General features: G+C 63.0%; 18 protein-coding genes. 17 read left to right on the top strand and 1 reads right to left on the bottom strand.

Translation table 11 applies throughout. The annotated features are described in order from the left end of the window. The first annotated feature begins 85 nt into the window (after window positions 1-85). From BN1079_RS02910 to BN1079_RS02865, 10 genes are all read left to right on the top strand, one after another. A complete protein-coding gene (locus BN1079_RS02910; protein WP_037022172.1) occupies window positions 86-994 on the top strand; it encodes a LysR family transcriptional regulator in 909 nt (302 codons plus the stop codon). A 360-nt stretch (window positions 995-1,354) separates the two neighbouring features. Further along, window positions 1,355-2,101, top strand: coding sequence for an aspartate/glutamate racemase family protein (locus tag BN1079_RS02905; RefSeq protein ID WP_037022171.1), 747 nt, complete (start codon window positions 1,355-1,357; stop codon window positions 2,099-2,101). A gap of 30 nt (window positions 2,102-2,131) precedes the next feature. Then, the gene (locus BN1079_RS02900; protein WP_037022170.1) at window positions 2,132-2,521 is read left to right on the top strand and encodes a nuclear transport factor 2 family protein; all 390 of its coding nucleotides are present in this window, start codon (window positions 2,132-2,134) and stop codon (window positions 2,519-2,521) included. A 51-nt stretch (window positions 2,522-2,572) separates the two neighbouring features. Next, on the top strand, window positions 2,573-3,145 hold the full coding sequence (locus BN1079_RS02895) for a hypothetical protein (RefSeq protein ID WP_037022169.1): 573 nt from the start codon (window positions 2,573-2,575) through the stop codon (window positions 3,143-3,145). A 68-nt stretch (window positions 3,146-3,213) separates the two neighbouring features. Then, window positions 3,214-5,334 (top strand): oxidoreductase, encoded by a 2,121-nt coding sequence (locus BN1079_RS02890; protein WP_037022168.1) that lies wholly within the window; start codon window positions 3,214-3,216, stop codon window positions 5,332-5,334. A gap of 33 nt (window positions 5,335-5,367) precedes the next feature. Further along, window positions 5,368-7,446, top strand: coding sequence for an oxidoreductase (locus tag BN1079_RS02885; RefSeq protein WP_052114413.1), 2,079 nt, complete (start codon window positions 5,368-5,370; stop codon window positions 7,444-7,446). A 226-nt stretch (window positions 7,447-7,672) separates the two neighbouring features. Further along, a complete protein-coding gene (locus tag BN1079_RS02880; protein WP_052114412.1) occupies window positions 7,673-9,253 on the top strand; it encodes an FAD-binding oxidoreductase in 1,581 nt (526 codons plus the stop codon). Window positions 9,254-9,257: 4 nt separating this feature from the next. After that, window positions 9,258-10,082: an alpha/beta fold hydrolase gene (locus tag BN1079_RS02875; protein ID WP_052114411.1), complete on the top strand. Its 825-nt coding sequence runs from the start codon at window positions 9,258-9,260 to the stop codon at window positions 10,080-10,082. Window positions 10,083-10,100: 18 nt separating this feature from the next. Then, complete coding sequence (locus tag BN1079_RS02870) at window positions 10,101-11,279, top strand: class I SAM-dependent methyltransferase (protein WP_081950795.1); 1,179 nt, start codon at window positions 10,101-10,103, stop codon at window positions 11,277-11,279. Then, complete coding sequence (locus tag BN1079_RS02865) at window positions 11,276-11,635, top strand: hypothetical protein (RefSeq protein ID WP_037022167.1); 360 nt, start codon at window positions 11,276-11,278, stop codon at window positions 11,633-11,635. Before BN1079_RS02870 ends, BN1079_RS02865 begins: the two co-directional genes overlap by 4 nt. Window positions 11,636-11,683: 48 nt before the next feature. Here the strand turns inward: BN1079_RS02865 and BN1079_RS17125 are convergent, their stop codons facing one another. After that, complete coding sequence (locus BN1079_RS17125; RefSeq protein WP_052114410.1) at window positions 11,684-12,331, bottom strand: GntR family transcriptional regulator; 648 nt, start codon at window positions 12,329-12,331, stop codon at window positions 11,684-11,686. 235 nt (window positions 12,332-12,566) lie between these two features. On the opposite strand from BN1079_RS17125, the gene BN1079_RS02855 reads away from it, so the two are divergent. The 7 genes from BN1079_RS02855 to BN1079_RS02825 all read left to right on the top strand — a co-directional run bounded on the left by BN1079_RS02855 (window position 12,567) and on the right by BN1079_RS02825 (window position 20,952). Beyond that, complete coding sequence (locus BN1079_RS02855) at window positions 12,567-13,151, top strand: NADPH-dependent FMN reductase (RefSeq protein ID WP_037022166.1); 585 nt, start codon at window positions 12,567-12,569, stop codon at window positions 13,149-13,151. A 32-nt stretch (window positions 13,152-13,183) separates the two neighbouring features. After that, on the top strand, window positions 13,184-14,242 hold the full coding sequence (locus tag BN1079_RS02850) for an LLM class flavin-dependent oxidoreductase (RefSeq protein ID WP_037022165.1): 1,059 nt from the start codon (window positions 13,184-13,186) through the stop codon (window positions 14,240-14,242). 4 nt (window positions 14,243-14,246) lie between these two features. Beyond that, window positions 14,247-15,110: an EamA family transporter gene (locus BN1079_RS02845; RefSeq protein WP_037022164.1), complete on the top strand. Its 864-nt coding sequence runs from the start codon at window positions 14,247-14,249 to the stop codon at window positions 15,108-15,110. Between the two features lie 298 nt (window positions 15,111-15,408). After that, window positions 15,409-16,608, top strand: coding sequence for a CaiB/BaiF CoA transferase family protein (locus tag BN1079_RS02840; RefSeq protein WP_037022163.1), 1,200 nt, complete (start codon window positions 15,409-15,411; stop codon window positions 16,606-16,608). 3 nt (window positions 16,609-16,611) lie between these two features. Next, complete coding sequence (locus tag BN1079_RS02835) at window positions 16,612-17,529, top strand: hydroxymethylglutaryl-CoA lyase (protein ID WP_037022162.1); 918 nt, start codon at window positions 16,612-16,614, stop codon at window positions 17,527-17,529. Beyond that, a complete protein-coding gene (locus BN1079_RS02830; protein WP_037022161.1) occupies window positions 17,522-18,508 on the top strand; it encodes a WD40/YVTN/BNR-like repeat-containing protein in 987 nt (328 codons plus the stop codon). Before BN1079_RS02835 ends, BN1079_RS02830 begins: the two co-directional genes overlap by 8 nt. Next, window positions 18,508-20,952, top strand: coding sequence for an efflux RND transporter permease subunit (locus tag BN1079_RS02825; RefSeq protein WP_081950793.1), 2,445 nt, complete (start codon window positions 18,508-18,510; stop codon window positions 20,950-20,952). Before BN1079_RS02830 ends, BN1079_RS02825 begins: the two co-directional genes overlap by 1 nt. Window positions 20,953-20,964 lie beyond the last annotated feature (12 nt).

Below are 20,964 nucleotides of genomic sequence, written 5' to 3'. Positions count from 1 at the left end.
ATTTACTTAAGCTATTTACCAACTACGAAAACATTCACAGGCGTTATATTATCGGCAAAAATATCCCAGCCGGAGAGCCTGCGGAATGAACCTGCAAAAGGTCGACCTCAATCTGTTTATTGTCTTTGATGCCATCTACACCGAAGCCAATCTGACCCGAGCCGGGCAGATTGTCGGCATCACCCAGCCCGCCGTCTCCAATGCCTTGGCACGGTTGCGCGAAACCTTCAACGACCCATTGTTCGTGCGCACCGCGCAGGGCATGGTGCCGACCCCAATGGCACAGAACATAATCGGCCCGGTGCGCAACGCGCTGCAGCTGCTGCGGGTTTCGGTGCAGGAAAGCCGCATTTTCAACCCGCGGGAGGCAAACAAGACCTTCCGCGTGAGCATGACCGACCTCACCGAAGCGGTGCTCTTCCCGCCCCTGTTCCAGCGTCTGCGCCGCTTGGCGCCCAACGTGAAAATCGAGAGCATGCTGGCCAGGCGCCGTGAGACCACCAAGGAATTGGCCGCCGGGCGCCTGGACTTCGCCATGGACGCGCCCCTCAATACCGACCCGCAGGTGCGTCACGTCAAGCTGCTGGAAGACAGCTACATCTGCGCCATGCGCCGGGGCCATCCGCTGGCCAAGGAAAAGCTGAGCCTTGATGAATACCTGTCGCTGTCCCATGTGCACATTTCCAGCCGCCGCAACGGCCTGGGCATGGTCGATCTGGCACTCGGCAAGATGGGCCTGCAACGCAGGATCGACCTGCGTTCGCAGCACTACATGATGGCCACCCAGGTGATTCGGCAAACGGACATGGCGGTCACGGTGCCGGAGCGTTTCGCCCATCGCCATGACCTGCACCAGGCCGCCCTGCCCGTCGAGATTCCACCGCTGGAAACGCACATCTACTGGCACGAAAGCACGGATCAGGACCCGGCCAACCGCTGGATGCGCGAGCAGCTGATCGAGATCGCCCAGCAGGTCAGTGCCCAGGCGTACTAAGGCGCATCTGCACCAAGAAATGGACCCCGAAAGGCCCTGTCCGTCAGCGGTCGGATCACGCAGCTGTATCAGGAGGATCGAACCGGATTGCCCGGCGCCGCAAAGGCGCCGTTCCGGCACCCGCTTGCACAACCCCCCGCCTGCCGGCTCCCTCACAAACGGCGCCCGTTATCTCCTGACCTCCCTTGCATCGCCTGTAGCCAGCATGAGTTCAAGCTGAGCTAAAAACTTTCAAATTGAAATACAGGCAAAACGGCGCTCCAATAATATCCTTTAAAATCAATGGATTGCGAGTTGGCAAGCTCCTTGCTGACAGCCTGTACGCCGCAGCGAGTGGCATAACAATAAACAGGTGCTCGCATGACGAAACGTATCAAGGTGATCATCCCCATCCCGATGGACGCAGCAGGTGCGGCCAACCGGGCCAGCCAGCTGCCTGCGAATCTGATCCTCCCTGGCTTCCATCCCGAGTTCGTGCCCGTCGCCAGAGGCGCCTCCCTGGCCGATAGCCCTTACGACGTGCTGCTGATGGACTTCTCCGTGGTTCAGGCCGGCATCCGCGCCGAGGAAGAAGGCTACGACGCGGTGTGCATCGACACCGTCAGCGATTCGGGCCTTGCCGCCCTGCGCTCGCGCCTGAACATTCCAGTGGTCGCGCCCGGCATGTCCGCCTTTCACATGGCCTGCATGCTCGGCAAGAAGTTCAGCGTGATCACCATGTGGGACGAATGGTTCGCCCTCTACGAAAAGACCCTCACCGAATACCACCTCTGGCCTCGTGTCGCATCGCTGCGCTCGATCAATACCCGCCCCGATCTGAAGGAGCTGCTGGTGGGCAAGGAAGAAGTGGTGTTCGCCAAGCTGGAAGCCGAGGCCCGCAAGGCGATGGAGGAAGACGGTGCGGACGTCATCGTGCTCGGCTCCACCACCATGCACCAGTCCCACGCCTACCTCAGTGAGCGCCTGCCGATTCCTGTGATCAACCCCGGCCAGGTGGCCTACAAGCTCTGCGAGCTGATGCTGACCCTCGGCCTCAAGCCCAGTCGCAAGGCCTACCCCGCGCCGCAGAACCCCAATGACGCCGCCTACCACGCTTTCATCGGTTGACGACCAACAACAAAAAACAAGGAAAAGACCATGACCCAGCTGACCCGCGAACAACTGATCGAACTGGCCACCGAGAAGTATTTCGGCAATGTCGACCGCAAGGCCATGGAGCCGGTGCTCGACTGCTGCCACGAGGACGTGCAGTTCACCATCCAGACCGACAACCTCACCCATAGCGGCCACGACGGCGTGCGCAAGATGTTCGACAACCTCTTTAACGGCTACGAAGAGATCTGGCACGGCGATTTCGAGGTGGCAGCCGACGAGCAGACCCAAACGGTCTGCGCGCGCTTCAACGTGTATCTCAAGGACCATCAGGGCTACGAGACCCGGTTGCGCAACTGCAACTTCTGGTACGTCGAAGACGGCCGCTTCCGCCGCGTGTTCGTCTTTATGAGCGGCGAGAACGTGCTGCGTTGAGCCGACCACCCCGACCCATTGCCTGAGGCCAAGCGGCCCGCCGAGGAACCCATGTTCAGCGACCAGATGATTGTCTTGACCTACGTGATTCGCAGCGACTCCGAGCAGCGCGGCTACAACCCCTGGCTACGCACCGTCGACAACCCGTTCTTCAACTCGGTGCCGAAGATTGCCCTTTACGAGAACTGGAAGCTGGCCGGCGGCGACCTGACCAGCCTGCCGTGGACTCACTTCGACCTGCTGCACCCAGCCAAGGGCGTCGACCCGATGGAAGTTTTCCAGGTGCCGGTGGTGGCCGAGTTCGCCGCCAACTGGTCGCGGCTCTGGGGCGTCGACCCAGCTGCCGAGGACCAATCGGTGAATTACCAGATCCACATCCTGGAGCGCATGCGTCAGGGCAAGTGCCGGCGCGGCGAACTCGTGGCGCTGGTCATCGAGCCGAATCTGGAGCAGCTGCCGGCGGAAGCCGAAGTCTGGCGCACTCGCAGCATGGTGGTCGGCGACAACCAGCTCGGCGAGACCTTTGCCCTGCAGCCGCTCGCCCTGACCGAAGGCAAGGCCGACTCCGCCTGGGGCCGTCGCGTCCTGGTCGGCGATTGCATCGCCAGCCCGCAGTACGCCTGAAGTCGCACCGGGCGGGCGCCCCCTCGCCCGCCCTCCTTGATCGCCGTAAGGCATAACGAGTAGCGACCATGACCCAGAACAACAAGAAACCGGGCGAACTCGCCTATCCGCACCTGTTTTCGCCGCTGCGCATCAACAACATCACGGTGCGCAACCGTCTGATGCAGACCGCCCACGCCAAGGGCTTCCATTCCGGCGATGGTCTGACCAACAACCGCGATATCTTTTACCAGGCCGAACGCGCCAAGGGCGGCATCGGCCTCATCGTCACCGGGGCGCGTCACACCCACCCCACTTCCACCGGGCCGAATCGCTCGCTGGCGCGCGGCAACCGCAAGGAAATCATCGAGCGTGACGCCGAAATGGTGCAGGCCGTGCACGCCTTCGGCGGCCACATCATCGCCCAGATCATCCATTTCGGCCCCCAGGGGCGCAGCGGCGCGCTGGACGACTACCGCGAGCTGTGGGGGCCTTCGACCATGAAGTCCCCGGCCTACAACGAGTGGGCACGAGAGATTACCCGCGAGCAGATGCGCGAGGTATCCGAGCACTTTGCCAAGACCGCGCTCAACTCCAAGGCCGCCGGCTTTGACGGGGTGGAGCTGCACTACTCCCACGGCTACCTGCACCAGCAGTTTCTGTCCTTCGTCTACAACAAGCGCACCGATGAATACGGCGGCACCCTGGACAACATCGTGCGCTTCCCCATCGAGACCATGCAGGCGGTGCGCGACGCCGTGGGACCGGATTTCGTCGTGGGCATCCGCATCTCCATGGACGAATGCACCGTGGGCGGCATGCAGGCAGACACCGCCATCGAGATGACCTGCAAGCTGGTAGAGACCGGGCTGATCGACTACGTCAGTGCCACCGCCGGCACCTACGCGGCCCACGCCGACCAGATTCCGCCCGGCGACTACGCCGAAAACTGGCTGGTGGCCGACGGCGCACGCCTGCGCAAGGCGGTCCAGGCCATCCGCGACATTCCGGTGTTCATCGTTGGCCATATTGTCGATCCGCAGAAGGCCGAGGCGCTGGTGGCCGAAGGCGCCGCCGACATGATCGCCATGACCCGCACCCAAATCGCCGACCCCGAGTTCGCCAACAAGCTGCTGGAGGGGCGTGAGGACGAGATCAACCACTGCATCCGCTGCAACCAGGCGTGCATCGCGCGGCTGATGGCCGGCAACGCCATCTCCTGCGTGGTCAACCCGGCGGCTGGTCGCGAACAGCGTTTCGGCAGCCATACCGTCCAGCCGGCTCGCGCTCCCGGTCGCTGGCTGGTGGTCGGCGGCGGACCGGCCGGCATGCGCGCGGCACTGGAACTGGCCCGACGCGGCCATGCGGTGGAACTGGTGGAAGCCGGCGACCGACTCGGCGGCCAGGTCAACCTCGCCGCTATGCTGCCGCGTCGGCACAAGTTCGGCTTTATCCCGCGCGACCTCGAGCGGCAGCTGCGCAAGGCCGGAGTGCAAATCCGCCTGAATACCCGACTGAGCGCCGACGAGATCATCGCGGCAGGTGCCGACGGCGTAATCATCGCCACCGGCTCCACACCGCTGAAGACCGGCTTCACCTCCACCCGTCCGGCAGTGGACCAGGTGCCGGGCATGCAGCAGAGCAATGTCTTCAGTGTGGTCGAGGTGCTGGAAGGCAAGGTGCAGCTGGGCAAGCGCGTGGTGCTGTTCGACGAGGACGGCGGCCGCTATGCCCTGGGGACCGCCGAATACCTGCTCGACCGCGGCCATGAGGTGCACCTGGTCAGCCGCTTTATCGCGTTGTCGCCGAACCTGGCGCTGACCCTCGACCTGCCGGTGAACTATCGCCACGTGTTCGCCAAGGGCCTGACCTACACGTTGAACAGCTGGGTGCGAAGCATCGAAGGCGACACCGCGCAGCTCTTCAACCTGTTTACCGACCAAGACGAAGCACGCTTGGAAGCCGACAGCTTCGTCATCGCCGCCGGCCATCGCGCCAATGACGGCCTCTACCAGGAGCTGCTCGGCCGCGTGCCACGGCTCTACTGCATCGGCGACGCACGCCTGCCCCGTCCGCTGCAGGACGGCCTCTACGAGGCAATGCTGGCTGGACGGGAGCTGCTGGACGACCCCAATCGTTTCATCGAGCAAGGGGAGCTGGAAGGCTTCGACCTTGGCTGGCGGGACGCCCTCATCACGACGGCCTCCTGAGGGCACGCCGGTTAACCTGAAGAGAGAACAACAATGACAATCGAACGTTATCCCCACCTTTTCGAGCCGCTGCAGATCCGCGGCGTCCGCCTGCGCAACCGCATCATGCAGTCGGCCCATGCCATGTCGTTCAACTCGCCTGAAGGCCTGACCAACGACCGCGACATCCATTACCACGCCGCACGCGCTCGGGGTGGCATCGGCCTGATGATCACCGGCAACCGCCTGATCCACCCCACCTCCAATACCTTCTGCCGCGGCTATCCCTACGGCTATCGCGAGGAAATGATCGAGCGTGACAAGGCCCTGACCGACACCGTGCACCGCTTCGGCTCGCACATTTTCGCCCAGCTCAACCACTTCGGCGCGATGGGTGAAACCCACGCCATGGACGACTACCGGGTGCTCTGGTCCTCATCCAACATCAAGTCGCCGGTATTTGGCGAAATGGCCAAAGCCATGGAACGCAGCGACATGGACGAGGTGGTCGAAGGCTGGGTGCGCTCGGCCGAGTATTCCAAGCTCGCCGGCTTCGATGGCGTGGAAGTGCATCTGGCCCACAGCTACCTGCTGCATCAGTTCATCTCGCCGCTGTTCAACAAGCGCGACGACGAATACGGCGGCAGTTTCGAGAACCGCATGCGCTTCCCTCTCGAAGTGATTCGCGCCGTGCGCGAGCAGGTAGGTCCGGACTTCGTCGTCGGCATCCGCCTGTCCATGGACGAGATGGTCCCAGGCGGCATGGAGATCAACGACTGGATCGAGGTGGCGCGCACCGTCGAAGCCACCGGCGACATCGACTACATCATGGCCACCGCCGGCGTGTACCAGTCGGCCTCCTACATCATGCCGCCCTATGACGTGCCCAACGGCTGGCTGGTCGACCCCATCGCAAGGCTCAAGCGCGCCGTGAGCGTGCCAGTATTCAGCGTGTCCGGCATCGGCAGCGCAGGCGAGGCCGAGGCCATCCTGGCCCGCGGCGACGCCGACATGGTGGCCATGACGCGCGCGCAGATCGCTGACCCCGAGTTTGCCAACAAGACCCGTGAAGGCCGCGAGGACGAGATCTATCACTGCCTGCGCTGCAACCAGGGATGCGTGGGCCGCCTGTTCCAGGGCACTTCCATGACCTGCCAGATCAACCCGGCCACCGGCCGTGAGGAGGTCTTCGGCCCGCAGACGCTGGACCTGGCGCCGGCGCAGAAGCATTGGGTGGTGGTGGGTGGCGGACCGGCCGGCATGAAGGCCGCCGAGGGGCTGGCCAAGCGCGGCCATCGCGTAACCCTGCTGGAAAAATCCGGTGAACTGGGCGGCCAGGTCAACTACGTGGTGCGCCTGCCGCGTCGTGATTCCTTCGCCTGGATCACCGAGGACCTCAAGGTTCATATCTCCAAGGCTGGCGTGAACGTGCGCCTGAACCACACCGCCACGGTGGAATCGGTGCAAGCCCTGGAACCGGACGGCGTGATCGTCGCCACCGGCTCCCTGCCGGACCGCAGCGGTTACTCGGACATCAACCCATTGGTGCACCAGGTGCCCGGCATCGACGCCGAACATGTGTTCACCGCCCTCGACGTTCTGGACCATCCGGAGCGCCTGGGCAAGCGAGTGCTGGTGATCGACGACGAAGGCACCCGCTACTCCGCCGGCGTCACCGAGCTGCTGGTGGAAAATGGCCATGAGGTCCACGTGCTGACGCGCTGGAATGCGCTGTTCCACAAGTTGGCGGTGACCCTGGACCAGCCGGTGATCTACGCCAACCTCTTCGCCCAGGGCCTGACCTACACGCTCAACGCCTGGGTCAGCCAGATCCGTGGCGGCGACGTGGACATCTTCAACCTCTACACCGCCGATGAGGAAACCCTGTCCGGTTTCGACAGCATCGTCCTCTGCATCCGCCATCTGCCCCAGCAGCAGCTCTACTTCGAGCTTAAAAACGTCCTGCCCAATGTCCACCGCGTCGGCGACTGCGTCACCCCGCGGCGAACGGACCACGCTATCTTCGAAGGCTTCCTCGCGGGCCGGGAAATTTTCGACAACTGGAAGCGCTACATCGAGCCCGGCTCGATCGAGCAGTTCAAGGGGCCGCTGTCGGAAGAGGCATTTCTATAACCCAGTGTGCCTTGCGCCAGGGACGGCGCCGTTTTTTGCATGCAAAAACAAGCCAAACGATAACAAGTCTAGCCGTACAAAAAGCCAAAGAAGGAACAAAACAGAGCATGATCTATATTTTTAGTGGCATAAGCTTGAAATCCTGTTGACCGACACACAAAGCGATGGATATAAATTGCATGCAATATTGCTGCATGTAGCCACCTCTCGGAGAGGACCTAGACACATGCTGGATACCCGCCACCTCGAACAATTGCGTGGGATGCTCGGCCAGGAGGCCCTGCTGACCGATGAAGCGTCGCGGCGCTACTTCTCCACCGATCTGAGTTTCCAGCCACAAGCGGTGGCAGCCGCGGTGATCCGCCCGGCAACGGTCGAGGCACTGGCCCAGGCGACGGCCTACTGCCATGCGCAGGACGTCGCCTTGGTGCCCCGTGGTGGCGGCATGTCCTATACTCGTGGCTACGTGCCGACCCGCGAGCACAGCGTGCTGGTCGACATGCGCGGCCTGAACCGCATCCTCGAGATCAACGAGCAGGACATGTATGTGCGGGTGCAGACCGGCTGCACCTGGAACGACCTCTACGAAGCCTTGAAAGCCAAGGGCCTGCGCACTCCCTACTACGGCCCGCTGTCCGGTCTGTACGCCACCGTCGGCGGCGCGCTGTCGCAGAACAGCCTGTTTCATGGCTCCGGCATCCACCACACGGCAGCGGAGAGCTGCCTGGGCCTGAAAGTGATACTCGCCGACGGCCAGGTGGTACAGACCGGTTCCTCCGCCCATCGGCACAGCAACGGCTTCTACCGACACTTCGGCCCTGACCTCACTGGTCTGTTCACTGCCGATACCGGCGCCTTCGGCCTGAAGGTGGAAGCCTGCCTGCGGCTGATCAAGATGCCCGCCGAAACTCTCTGCGCTTCCTACGGCTTCGAGACGCTGGAAGCCATGCTCCAGGCCCAGACCGCCATCGCCCGCGAGGGCATCGCCAGCGAATGCTACGGCTTCGACCCTCTCTATAACGCCGGCTTCGAGGACAAGGGCTTTACCCTGAGCGAAGGCCTTTCCGTGCTCGCCGACGTAGCCGTTTCGGGCAAGAACCTGTTCAGCGGTTTGAAGAGCGCGGTGAAGATGGCTACTCAAGGCCGCAAGGTGCTGAGCAAGGTTAACTATTCGCTGCACATCGCCGTTGACGGCCCGACTCAGGAAGCAGTGGCCAGCATGCTGCTGATCGCCGAGCGCATCGTCGCGGAGAACGGCGGCGCGCCCATCGGCAACGCCATTCCCTTGGCCTTCCGGTCACAACCCTTCGGCGGCGTACGCACCATCCTACTGGGCAGCCAGGGCGAGGTATGGATTCCGGTGCACGGCTTCTTCCCGCTGTCCCGCGCGGTGGACGCTGCCCTCACCACCGAACGATTCTTCGCCGAAAATGCCGAGCTGATGCAGCGGCACAATATCAAGTACTCCTACCTGACCTGCTTCTCCGGCGCCGAGTTCGTCATCGAGCCGAGCCTCTACTGGTTCGACGAGCTGGGCGATTTCCGCCTCGACCTCATCGAGCCGGAGTACCGCAAGGACTGGGGCGCGATCCCGGCCGACCCGCAGACCCGCGAGGTGGCGCTGAAGCTGCGCGAAGAGCTGCGCGAGCTGTACTTCGAGCTCGGAGCCTGCCACCTGCAGCTGGGCAAGTACTACCCCTTCCAGCGCTCGATCGGCGATGCCGGCGCCCGCCAGCTACTGGCCGGGCTCAAGCGCCTGGTGGACGACAAGGGACTGATGAATCCCGGCTCGCTGGGACTGGAGTAAGGCCATGACGGTGAGGAAGACCTATGTGGACGTGGCGGACGGGCAGATCCATCTGCGCTACGTCGCCGGCCAGCAGAGGATCCCGACGATCTTTCTGCACCAGACCGCCAGTTCCTCAGCCATGTACCAGGCAGTAATGGAACAGCTGACCGACCTGGCCCCGCTTTATGCGCTAGACACACCGGGCTTCGGCGGTTCCTACCACCCGCCTCGGACGCCGACCACCGACTATTACGTCGCCGCGCTGCTGCAGGCCATCGATGCCCTGGGCATCGACCAGTTCAACCTCTTCGGCCATCACACCGGCGCGGCCCTGGCCTGCCAGATGGCGGCCCAGCATCCGCAGCGGGTCCGTCGCCTGGCGATGATCGGGCCGGTACAGCTGACCGAGCAGGAACGCAGCCTGTGGCGCGACAGTTCGGTCAAGCCGCTGACCATCGATGCCCAGGCCACCCACCTGGCCGAGGTCTGGCAGCGTGTCACCCACCTGGACCAACAACCCATCGCCTACCCGCCCTCGGTAGCGCTGGCAACCCGCGAAGCCATCGACACCCTGATCGCTGGAGACCGCTGGCACGAAGCCTACGCGGCGGTGTTCGAGCAGAACTTCCCCGCCTGGCTGGCACGGGTCGAGTGCCCGTTGCTGCTGATTTGCGGCGACGGCGATGTGCTTCATCCGTATTTCAGGCGCGCCTGCGAGGCGCGCCCGGATGCCCATGTCCTTGAACTCGAGGCAGGGGCCTATGTGCTGGATCAGCAGCCGCAGTACATGGCCGAGGTGATCCGCAGGTTCTTTCAACAGGCCGGGACACCGGCAACGGCGGTCTGAACGACGAGGTGCGACACCATGCAAACGATAAATGACACGACTTCGCAGCATCGACACAACGTTCTGGTCCAGATGACCCATGACGAGGAAGCGCGCCAGGAATTCGTGCGCTCCTTCAAGCAGTACCTGGCGCTGAACGTTTCTCCCGGCAACAAGAAGGTTTTCGAGGAGAACGTCGAGCCTCAGCTACAAGCCAAGGGGCAAGGCCAGAGCTTGGTGGAAATCGAGCGGCTGATGAAGCGCGAGGAGTACTACCAGTTCTGGAGCAGCTTGCAGCGCTGCAGCCAGGAGATGATGTGGAACTCGGTGCAGATCCCGGTAGAACGTCAGTTGCCTGAACTGGTGGAAGCAGCTCGCGAGACCCGCGCCAAGCCCACCCTCGGCAGCCTGACGCTGAACCCGGACCTGAAGATTCCCGACTACCACACCGCCATCGACATCCACTGCATGCCAGGCGGCTATCACTCCGAGTTCGGCGCCGACGACGTGGCCGCCGGTGCCGTCTACGACCGCGCCGTGTACATCTACTCCATGGGCCGCATGGGCCCGCTGAACGATGATATCGGGGCTTCCACCGCCAAGTGGCTGAAGGAGAACCATCCGGAGTTCCAGCCCAAGCGCATTCTCGACCTTGGCTGCACCGTGGGCCACTCCACCCTGGCCTGGGCCGAGTACTACCCCGAGGCGGAGCTCTATGCCATCGACGTCGGTGCGCCGGTGCTGCGCTACGCCCACGCCCGCGCCGAATCCCTGGGGGTCAAGGTGCATTTCATCCAAATGAATGCCGAGCAGCTGGACTTTCCCGACGGTCATTTCGACGTGGTCAACGGCAGCATCCTGATTCACGAGACTTCGAAGAAGGCGGCGCGCAACATTTTCCGCGAATGCCATCGCGTGCTGCGCGAAGGCGGCGTGATGCTCCACGGTGAGACACCGCCCTACAAGGACCTGCCACCCTACGATGCCTTCATGCTCGACTGGGATACGCGCAACAACAACGAGCCGTTCTGGCGCGGCAGCCATCTGATCGACCCCTACGCTGACTGTAGCGAGGCCGGGTTCGCCAAGGAGAAGGTATTCGAGATCCTCGCGCCCAGCGCGTTCGAATCAAAGCTGAGCCAGCGCTATACCCATGTGTTCCAGGGTGGCGATTTCGGCGGCGGCGGTCAGTGGTATGTCTATGGAGCCTGGAAATGACAGCACAGAATCAATACAACCTGCCGAAGAAGGCCAAGGGCGCCCGCCCCTATTTCTTCGAAGACCCGGCAGTGGACAAACTGGTAGCGATGCTCATGGGCCTGACCGGGGAAGTCTCGGTCCTGGCTGACCGCGTCGACACCCTGGAGCGGCTGTTAGCCGCCCAGGGCACCCTGCCGGCCGGTAGCGTCGACAGTTATGCGCCGGACGCCGCGGTACGAGAAGCTCGGGACGCCCGCCGTGAGCAGATGCTGCGCAATGTCCTGCGCATCATCGCTCAGGACCAGGAGGACCCGGACGCGGGCAAACCCAACGACGCGGCCTATTACCAGGCTGTGGAGCAGGTGGAGCAGTAACCCGCCCCCAAACGAGAAAAGCCGCCATTACAGGCGGCTTTTTTCGTTTCAGCGCGCACGCATCAGCCGCACCACCCAGCGCATATGGGCGCTGAACGTCACCACGGCGGTATGGGGGTCACCTTCGAGCAGGGTTTCGTGGATCTGCCGGTAGTTCTCCAGGTAGCGATCCCAGGAGTCGCCCGGCACGATACTGGCCAGAAGCAACGAATAGAAGCGGATTTCCGGGCGGCAGTAGAAGAGGTTGAGAAAGTCGTTGCCGGCCAGCGCGTGCAGTTGTACGTGGTACTGGTAGAGCGCTCGGACGAAGGCGTGGGCGTCGCGCGATTCCCAGGTACGTTCGATGTCGGCGAACGCCTCGGTGAGCACGGTGCGCTTGTCGCTGTTCTTCAGACGCGGCGCAGCCAGGCGGATGCCCAGCACCAGGATGGCTTCGGAGAATTCGAGAAACTCCACCAGATCGTCCAGGCTCAATCGGCGAATGCGTGCCCCGCGGTTGGGCAGCAGCTCCACCACGCCATCGCCTGCCAGCTTCTGCAAAGCCTCACGGATGGGCGCGCGGCTGACATTGAACTGCTGCGCGAGGTCGGCCGCCACCAGCCGCTGCCCCTGCACGAACCGGCCGCTCATGATGCCTTCGAGAATGCCATTGACCGCCTTTTCGACGAGCGAACTCTCCATCTGATCATCGTTCACGGTCACTCCATTCGCCCGGCAGCGCATAAACACGAGCTGGCGATTCTCGCATATCGCGCCGTGCGCGAAGCCGAAAATCCTGCGTTGGCACGGTATTGCAAGTTGAACGATGCGTTTCAAAGCGAACCACCGGCGCGCTTGTTTTGGGTATGAGGCCCGTAGAATCAAAGGGCTGTAGGGATTGGCGCGCTAATTGCTGAGACATGACCAAGAACAAGAACGTAAGGAATCCCGCATGGCACTGCCTCAGGTCCTGATCATTTCCGGCAGCCATTCGCCCGACAGCCAGTCGGCGCGCCTGGCCGACTACCTGCGCGAGCGCCTGCAGGCGATGGAGATCGCCGGCGAGGTGGCGCTGCATGACCTGGGCACCGCTCCGCTGCCGCTCTGGCAGGAAGGCGCGCAATACCCATTCGCCGAGCAGGCGGCTCGCGCCGACGCGCTGATCCTGATCTCCCCCGAATGGCACGGCATGGCCACCCCCGCGCTGAAGAACTGGTTCCTGTACCTGGACCTGCAGTGGCTGGCGCACAAGCCGGTGCTGCTTTGCGGCGTCTCTTCCGGCGCTGGCGGGCTCTATCCGGTGTTGGAGCTGCGCAGCTTCTCCTTCAAGAATTTCCGCCCCTGCTACCTGCCCGATCACCTGGTAGTGCGTGACGTGCAGGCGGTGGTCCAGCCCGGTGAGGCCGCTGGCGAAGCGGCGGCCTGCCAGCAACGCATCGACCATACGCTGCAGTTGCTGCGCGCCTACATTGGCGGTTTCGAACACATCCGCCGCGCCCTGCCAGAGTCTGCTGCAGCCTTCCGCTACGGACTTTAAATAAAACAAACACCACGCAAGCGAGGACCGTCATGAAGTTCGGCATCTTTCTACCCAACGGCAGCAACGGCTACATCCCTTCCAAAGGCAGCCCGGTCTACCTCCCGACTTTCGAGCACAACAAGCAGATCACCCTGGAAGCAGAACGCCAGGGCCTGGACTTTGTGCTCTCGATGATGAAGTTCAAGGGCTTCGGCGGCGAGACCGGCTACTGGGATTCCTGCCTGGAAACCTTCACCCTGATGGCGGGCCTGGCCGCCGTGACCGAGCGTATCGGCCTGTTCCCCACCGTTACCGTGCTGGCCCGGCATCCGGCGCTGGTGGCACGCATGGTCGCCACCATCGACGACATCAGCAACGGCCGCTGCGGACTGAACGTGGTGACCGGCTGGAACCGCCCCGAATATACGCAGATGGGCGTCTGGCCGGGGGATGACTACTACGGCCGGCGCTACGAATACGCCGCCGACTACCTGTCCCTGGTAAAGAAGTTCTGGACGGAGGAATCGGTGACCTATAAGAGTCCATTCTTCGAGGTGGTCGACTGTGTGGTCAACCCGCGCCCGAGTCGGCGAATTCCCATCGTCTGCGCCGGCCAGTCCCCCGCCGGCCTGGCCTTCACCGCGAAACATGGCGACCACAGCTTCATCATGGCGGAGAAGCCGGCGCTCAAGTCTGCCTGCGACCTGATGCGCCAGGAGGCCGCGAAGAACGACCGCCAGGTCGGCATCTACGCGCTGTTTCAGCTGGTGCTGGCACCCAGCGATGCCGAGGCCCAGGCACAGTGCGAAGCCATCGTCGCCGGTGCCGATCAAGGCGCCATCGCCAACATCCTTGCCAGCGCGGCCCTGGATTCCAACCCCGGCGGTACCGCGGACCGTATGCTCAGCGGCCTGCAGCGCAGCTTCGAGGACGGCAACCTGGCCTTCATGGGCATGCCGGTCATCCACGGCTCGCCCGCCACGGTGGCCAGCAAGATCGACGACATCGCCGCCGAAACCGGGGTGGACGGCATTCTCTTCAGCATTCCCGACTTCGTCCCGAGCATTCGCATGTTTGGCGAACAAGTGATGCCGAAGCTGAACTGCTAGCCGCATGCCTGTCCATCTGCTCCTGAGTGCCTCCCTGCCGCCAATGCTGTGGGGCACCACCTACTGGCTGACCACCGAGGTGCTCTGGACCGACCGGCCTCTGACCACGGCAGTCATCCGCCTGTTGCTGCCCGGCCTGCTGCTGGTGGCGGCGCTGCGCTACTGGCCGCGTCCGGCGCAGTGGAAACCGCTGCTGCTGATCAGCCTGCCAAGCATGGCGCTGACCCATGCCTGTCTGTTCTATGCCGCCTCGCGGTTGGCCGGCCCACTGGCGGCACTGCTGGTTTCCACCCAGCCGCTGCTGGTATGGGGCCTGGCCTGGCTGCTGTTTCGCCAGCGCACCAGCCGGATGATCAGCTGCGGCGCGCTGTTGGGGTTCGCTGGCATGGTCCTGGTGCTGGTAGCACCTAGCCGACTGCAGTGGGATCTGCCGGCAGCGACTGCCGCTCTGTTGGCCTCGGCCAGCATGGGCACCGGCACCCTGCTGATGAAGCGCTGGAAACTGGACATCCCGGCGCTGCCCTACGTGGGCTGGCAACTGGCCCTGGGCGGTTTGATGCTGCTGCCCCTGGCCGTCTGGCTGGAACTCCCACTGCCCATACCCAGCAACGCGGCGCTGGCGGGCTACGGCTTCCTCACCCTGTTCGGCACCCTGCTGCCCTACCTGCTGTGGTTCCGCGCCCTGCCCCAGCTGGACCCCGTACAGCTGTCCGTTTACCTGCTGCTCAGCCCGCTGACGGCGATCTGCCTCGGCCACCTGTTGCTGGCCCAGACCCTGACATCGCTGCAGCTCGCGGGGGCGCTGGTGGTGTTTGCCGGCATCCTGCTCAGTCAACGCCCCGTCGCCTCACCCTCGCCCATTCGCTGAGCCGCTTGTTGGCCGCCTTTCGCATCCGCTCTTCCTGGCTGGACGGCCCCTCCGTTGCTGTTTTTCAAACCTGAAAACGAGCCGCAATCGCCGGCGGAAAGTTCGGCAAGCGAAACCTTTCTCCACTGTGAAATTGCTTCTTTCAAGTTGAAACGGGGCGCTGCAGCAAGCCGCTTTCTATACCGCAAAAGGAAAAGAAAATCTCTTACTAATCATTCACTTAAAGAAAACAAACAAAGTTGGCAACGCTATTGCAATGTCATTGGCGCAGCACCACCGCACTAATAAGAGAAATAATATGAGCAAGCCTTTAGAAGGGATAAGGGTCATCGATCTGACCCACATGCTATCCGGTCCGTATGCGGGCATGATCCTGGCCGATCTTGGTGCCGAAACCATCAAGGTGGAGCCGCTCACAGGCGAAGGCACCCGAGCTCTGCTGGCCAAGGACCCGAACAATTCACTCAACGGAATGGGGGCCTATTTCCTCACCCTCAACCGCAACAAGAAAAGCGTTTGCATCGACCTCAAGAGCGAATCAGGTCTGGAGCTGTTCTATGACCTGGTACGCCACGCCGACATCGTGCTGGACAACTTCAGCGCCGGCGTCCCGACCAAGCTGAAGATCGACTTCCCCCACCTCGAAGCCATCAATCCGCGCATCATCACCTGCTCCGTCACCGGCTTCGGCCAGGACGGCCCGAACTTCCAGCGCCCGGCTTTCGACCAGGTGGTCCAGGGCATCGGCGGCGGCATGTCGATCACTGGCGAAAACGCCGACAAGCCGACCCGCGCCGGCATTCCCATCGGCGATCTGGGCGGCGGCATGTTCGCCGTCATGGGCATCCTCGCCGCACTGCAGGCGCGAAATACCAAGGGCCACGGCCAGCACATCGACATTTCCATGCTGGACTGCCAGATCAGCATGCTCAACTACATGGCCACCATGTACTTCCTCAGCGGCCAGAACCCTACGCCGCTGGGCAACGGCCATTTCGTCCACGTGCCCTACAACACCTTCCGCACGCGGGACGGCTTTCTCATCGTCGCGGTAATTTTCGACAGCTTCTGGGACAACTTGGTCAACCTGCTGGACATCGAGGCGCTCAAGGACCCGAAGTACAAGGCCCAGCCCGAGCGCCTGGCTAACCAGGCATTCATCGAAGGCATCCTCAACGAAGTCTTCTCCACCCAGACCACCGAACACTGGGTTGCCCAGCTGAGCTCCGTGCGCGTGCCCTGCGCGCCGGTGAACAACTTCAGCCAGGCCTTGAGCGATCCGCAGGTGCTCTACCGCAAGATGGTGGTGGAAATCGAGCACCCCGAGGGCGGCAAGGTCAACGCGCCGGGCAACCCGATCAAGATGTCCGTGGACGACGATGACCATTTCAGCCCACCGCCTCTGCTAGGCCAGCACACCGACGAGGTGCTCAAGGAGCTTCTCGGCTTCGACGACGCGCGCATCGAGCAATTGCGCGCCAGCAAGGTGGTGAGGTGAGCCATGAGCGAGCGTATTGTCGTCAATGAAGTCGGGCCGCGCGACGGCCTGCAGAGTCAGGGCAAGACCCTGACCGTCGAACAGCGGCTGCAAATGATCCAGGCCCTGCTGGACACCGGCATCCGCAGTATCGAAGTGGGCAGTTTCGTTTCCCCCAAGGCGGTTCCGCAGATGGCCGGCACCGGCGAGCTGTTTGTCCGGCTGCCCATGGCCGATCAGGTGACCTATTCGGCGCTGATCCCCAATGCCAAAGGCTACGAACTGGCCCGCGCCGCTGGTGCCCGTTCGGTGGCGGTAGTGCTCTCGGCCACCGAGACCATGAACCAGCGAAATATCCGCATGAGCCTGGACCGGACCACCGCCGTGTGCCTGGAGCTGATGCAGCAGGCCCGTCGCGACGGCGTCGAAGCCCGCGCCTACGTCGCGGTGGCATTCGAGTGCCCATTCGAGGGCGTGACGCCAGCCGAGCGGGTGATCGACCTCACCCAACGGCTGTTCGAGGCCGGCGCGGACAAGGTGATCATCGCCGACACCATCGGCGCGGCCAACCCGAGTGCAGTGCGTCGGGTGCTCGATCCTCTGCAGCGCTTCGCCAACGAGGGCTGGCTGTCCTGCCACTTCCACGATACCCGCGGCATGGCCCTGGCCAACGTGCTGGCGTCGCTGGAAGCCGGCGTACGCGAATTCGACAGCTCCATCGGTGGCCTGGGCGGCTGCCCCTTCTCACCGGGCGCTACCGGCAACCTGGCTACCGAAGACCTGGTGCTGATGCTCAACGCCATGGGCCTTGAGACCGGCATCGACAGCCTGAAGCTGGTCAACGCCGTGCGTCAGGTGCAGGAACTTACCGAAACGCCGCTGGGCGGTCACTGCTTCCGCTGGCTGCAACGTCAGGCGGACCAGGAGGCAAGCCATGCTTGAGTCAACCCTGAGTTGGGCCGGCCGGCTGTCGCCCTGGCTCATCATCGGCGCGCTGTCCTACGCGGCGCTGTTCATCAAACCAACCGTCAACCCGCCGCCGCTGAATCAGCCACTGCTGGAGACCCGCGATGCATTCTTCGATGCCGAAGTCTACGACCAGCATGTCTGGGCCGTGGGACAGAACGGAGCGCTGCTGGAGTCGCTGGACGGCGGTAAAAGCTGGAGTCGCGAAGAGGTTCCGGGGCGCGACAACCTCCAGGGCATCGCCGTTTCCCCTGAAGGCACGGTGGTGGTGGTCGGCAACCAGGGCCGCTTGTGGGTCAAGCAGGCCGACGGCAGCTGGAAAGAACAGCTGACGCTGGGCGAAGACGCCGTGGCCAAGCTACTGGACGTGACCTTCATCGACGGTCACTTCTGGGTCGTGGGCGAGATCGGCACCCTGCTGCGCGCCGATGCATTGGCGCGCCAATGGCAGCAGCTGAGCATCGACGAGGACATCACCCTCAACAGCATCGTCCCAGGTGCTAATGACGATCTCTGGATCGCCGCCGAGTTCGGTCGTCTGCTGCACAGCGTCGACCACGGACAGACCTGGCAGGAACAGGAACTGGGTTCCGAAAGTCTGCGCGCGGTGCACTTCAACGGGCCGGTAGGCGTGGCTGTGGGTAACCGCGGCGGCTTCTACCTCAGCGAAAACGCCGGTGCGAACTGGCGCGAAGTGCCTGCCTTCACCGAAGAACATCTCTACGACGTGACCTTTCACCAGGGCCGCTGGATCGCCACCGGTGATCGCGGTGCGCTCTATCAGAGCCGGGAAACCGTTCCCGCGCGCGGCTGGCAGCGCTGGAACCCGGAAGGCCTCGATAAGAGTTATCACAGCCGCCTGCTCAACACCGATCGGGGTGTGCTGCTGGTCGGCAAACAGGTTGGCCTGCTCAGCGCAGATGAGCTTCAGCTGTTGATCAAGGAGAACCAGTGATGACTCGCGTTATCAGCTACACCGCGCGCCTGGCTGCATGGTCCATCCGTAACCGCATCCTGGTCTGCGTCGCCGTTGCACTGACGACCGCCTTCTTTGCCGCATCGCTGGCAGGGCTGGATATCCGCACCCGTTTCAGCGACATGGTGCCCCACGACCATCCCTACGTGCAGGTGCACACCAAGTATCAGGACAGCTTCGCCGCCAGCAACCGCGTGACCATCCTGGTCAAAGCCCGCGAAGGCGAGATCTTCAAACCGGAAATTCTCGAAGAAGTGCGGCGCATCACCTACGACCTGCAAAAGGTCGAGGGCGTGAACCCGATGCAGATCACTTCGCTGGCGTCGAAGAAACTCAAGCGCGTCAACGCCTCCAGCGAAGGGATTGAAACCAGGCCGATGATGTGGCCGAACGTCCCCACTTCGGCGGAGGAAATCACCGAGCTACGCCAGGCGGTGCTGAATAACCCGCTGGTCTACGGCCTGTATGTGGACCGCGAGCTGAGCTCGGCGCTGATCCAGGTGGACTTCTATGACCACCTGGTGGACTACAGCAAGATCTTCCCGCAGATCCAGGCTCTGCTCGACGCCTCGCCGGTGCAGGATCAGGTCAGCCTGCACCTGGTCGGCGAGCCGATCCTGTACGGCTGGGTTGCGCATTATCTGCAGGAGACCGTCAGCCTTTCGCTGCTGTCGCTGGGCGCCATGCTGCTGTTGCTGTTCGTCTTCAGCCGCACCTGGCGCGGCACGATCCTGCCGTTCCTGGCCGGGGTGGTATCAGCGATCTGGGCGCTGGGCATCGGCAACCTGCTGGGCTACAACTTCGATCCGCTGGTGATCGTGGTGGCTTTCATCATCACCGCCCGGGCACTGTCGCACTCGGTACAAATGATCACCCGTTTCGATGATCTGGTGCTCTCTGGCGACCACGTGGACTCACGGCTGGCTGCCGAGCAGACCATGCGCGAACTGTGGCGTCCGAGCATGCTCGGTCTTTACGCCGATGCCGGCGCCATCCTCTGCGTGATCCTGACACCGATTCCGCTGCTGCAGAAAGTGGCCGTGGTCGGTGCCATCTGGGTGATGACCATCACCGTCTCGGCGGTATTTCTCACCCCGGCACTGCTGTCGTTCATCAAGCGCCCGCAAGGCTACGCCCATCCGTTCAACCTCGACGGTTTCATGCGCGTGATCCTCGCGGGCGCCAAGTGGGTGGTGCGTAGCCGCGCCCGCTACGCCGTCGCGCCGCTGATGATCCTGCTGGTGAGCGGTGTGATCTTCGAAGCCACTCGCCTGACCATCGGCGATGCCAGTGACGGTTCGCCGATTCTCTGGCAGGACTCCTCGTTCAATCGGGACAGCGCGCTGATCAACCGTCTGTATCCGGGCTCCGAGCAGATGTTCGTGGTGATCGAGGGCCAGGACATGGACACTCTGAAGAGCCCCCAGGTGCTCGACTGGATGATGCGTTTCTCGCGCTATATGGAACGCCAAGAAGAGATCGGCGGTGCCATTTCCATGGCCGACATCGTGGTGGACATCCGCCGCAACCTCTACGAAGGCAACCCACGCTTCCGTGAGCTGGGCGGCAGCCAGGTGGAAAACGGCGAGCTGATCAGCTTCTACATGCAGGGTGCCGACCCTGGCGATCTGGCGCAGTTCACCGACGTGCACTTCCGCAACGGCGCAGTCACCCTGTTCTTCCGCGACCACAAGGGCGACACCCTGCGCAAGGCCACCCACTACGCCAAGCAGTTCATCGCCGAGAACCCCATCGAGGGCGCCGAGGTGAAACTGGTGGGCGGCGTGCTGGGCATCATCGCGGCTGTCAACGAAATCCTCCTGAGCGACCAGATCGAGGCCGTAGCCCTGGCCTTCCTGGTCGTGGTCATCTGCTGCCTGGTGGTGTACCGCTCTTCAGTCAGCGGGGTGTTCTTCATCATCCCGGTGGCGATTTCCAACGTGGTCACCTTCGCCTTCATGGCCTGGCAGGACATCGGCATGAGCATCAGTACCCTGCCGGTGGTGGCCCTCGGGATCGGCCTGGGCGTGGATTACGCCTTCTACATCGTCGATTCGATCAAGGAATACCTGGAGAAGCACCCCCACGCCGACCCCGTGGAGGCCGTGCTGCAGTCCCTCGGCTCGGCCGGACGCGGCGTGCTGCTGACCGCCTTCACCCTGGCCGCCGGCGTGCTGTTCTGGTCCTTCTCCTCCCTCCGATTCCAAGCAGAGATGGGCATGTTGATCGGGCTCTGGCTCATGGTCTCCGCGCTCACGTCCCTGTTTGTCATGCCTTCGCTGGCGCTGGTGTTCAAGCCGAAGTTCATCTTTGGGCACAGCGCAAAGGAAGAAGCCCGACCCGTCGAGCACGCGCTACCCCCAGTACATAATGGAGCAGCTGATAATGAAAAAAAGAATCAGGCTTTTAACCCCGTTAGCTAGTGCAGTCATGCT

The sequence above is a fragment of the Pseudomonas saudiphocaensis genome (assembly GCF_000756775.1).
In the GTDB taxonomy this organism is placed as follows: domain Bacteria; phylum Pseudomonadota; class Gammaproteobacteria; order Pseudomonadales; family Pseudomonadaceae; genus Stutzerimonas; species Stutzerimonas saudiphocaensis.
This window is presented reverse-complemented; position numbering and strand designations above follow the sequence as displayed.

Coding starts and splice junctions, on each gene's coding strand:
- BN1079_RS02880 (WP_052114412.1), top strand. CDS start 7,673: ATGCTGGATACCCGCCACCTCGAACAATTGCGTGGGATGCTCGGCCAG.
- BN1079_RS02875 (WP_052114411.1), top strand. CDS start 9,258: ATGACGGTGAGGAAGACCTATGTGGACGTGGCGGACGGGCAGATCCAT.
- BN1079_RS02840 (WP_037022163.1), top strand. CDS start 15,409: ATGAGCAAGCCTTTAGAAGGGATAAGGGTCATCGATCTGACCCACATG.
- BN1079_RS02910 (WP_037022172.1), top strand. CDS start 86: ATGAACCTGCAAAAGGTCGACCTCAATCTGTTTATTGTCTTTGATGCC.
- BN1079_RS02855 (WP_037022166.1), top strand. CDS start 12,567: ATGGCACTGCCTCAGGTCCTGATCATTTCCGGCAGCCATTCGCCCGAC.
- BN1079_RS02900 (WP_037022170.1), top strand. CDS start 2,132: ATGACCCAGCTGACCCGCGAACAACTGATCGAACTGGCCACCGAGAAG.
- BN1079_RS02885 (WP_052114413.1), top strand. CDS start 5,368: ATGACAATCGAACGTTATCCCCACCTTTTCGAGCCGCTGCAGATCCGC.
- BN1079_RS02895 (WP_037022169.1), top strand. CDS start 2,573: ATGTTCAGCGACCAGATGATTGTCTTGACCTACGTGATTCGCAGCGAC.
- BN1079_RS02830 (WP_037022161.1), top strand. CDS start 17,522: ATGCTTGAGTCAACCCTGAGTTGGGCCGGCCGGCTGTCGCCCTGGCTC.
- BN1079_RS02870 (WP_081950795.1), top strand. CDS start 10,101: ATGCAAACGATAAATGACACGACTTCGCAGCATCGACACAACGTTCTG.
- BN1079_RS02890 (WP_037022168.1), top strand. CDS start 3,214: ATGACCCAGAACAACAAGAAACCGGGCGAACTCGCCTATCCGCACCTG.
- BN1079_RS02865 (WP_037022167.1), top strand. CDS start 11,276: ATGACAGCACAGAATCAATACAACCTGCCGAAGAAGGCCAAGGGCGCC.
- BN1079_RS02835 (WP_037022162.1), top strand. CDS start 16,612: ATGAGCGAGCGTATTGTCGTCAATGAAGTCGGGCCGCGCGACGGCCTG.
- BN1079_RS02845 (WP_037022164.1), top strand. CDS start 14,247: ATGCCTGTCCATCTGCTCCTGAGTGCCTCCCTGCCGCCAATGCTGTGG.
- BN1079_RS02905 (WP_037022171.1), top strand. CDS start 1,355: ATGACGAAACGTATCAAGGTGATCATCCCCATCCCGATGGACGCAGCA.
- BN1079_RS02850 (WP_037022165.1), top strand. CDS start 13,184: ATGAAGTTCGGCATCTTTCTACCCAACGGCAGCAACGGCTACATCCCT.
- BN1079_RS02825 (WP_081950793.1), top strand. CDS start 18,508: ATGACTCGCGTTATCAGCTACACCGCGCGCCTGGCTGCATGGTCCATC.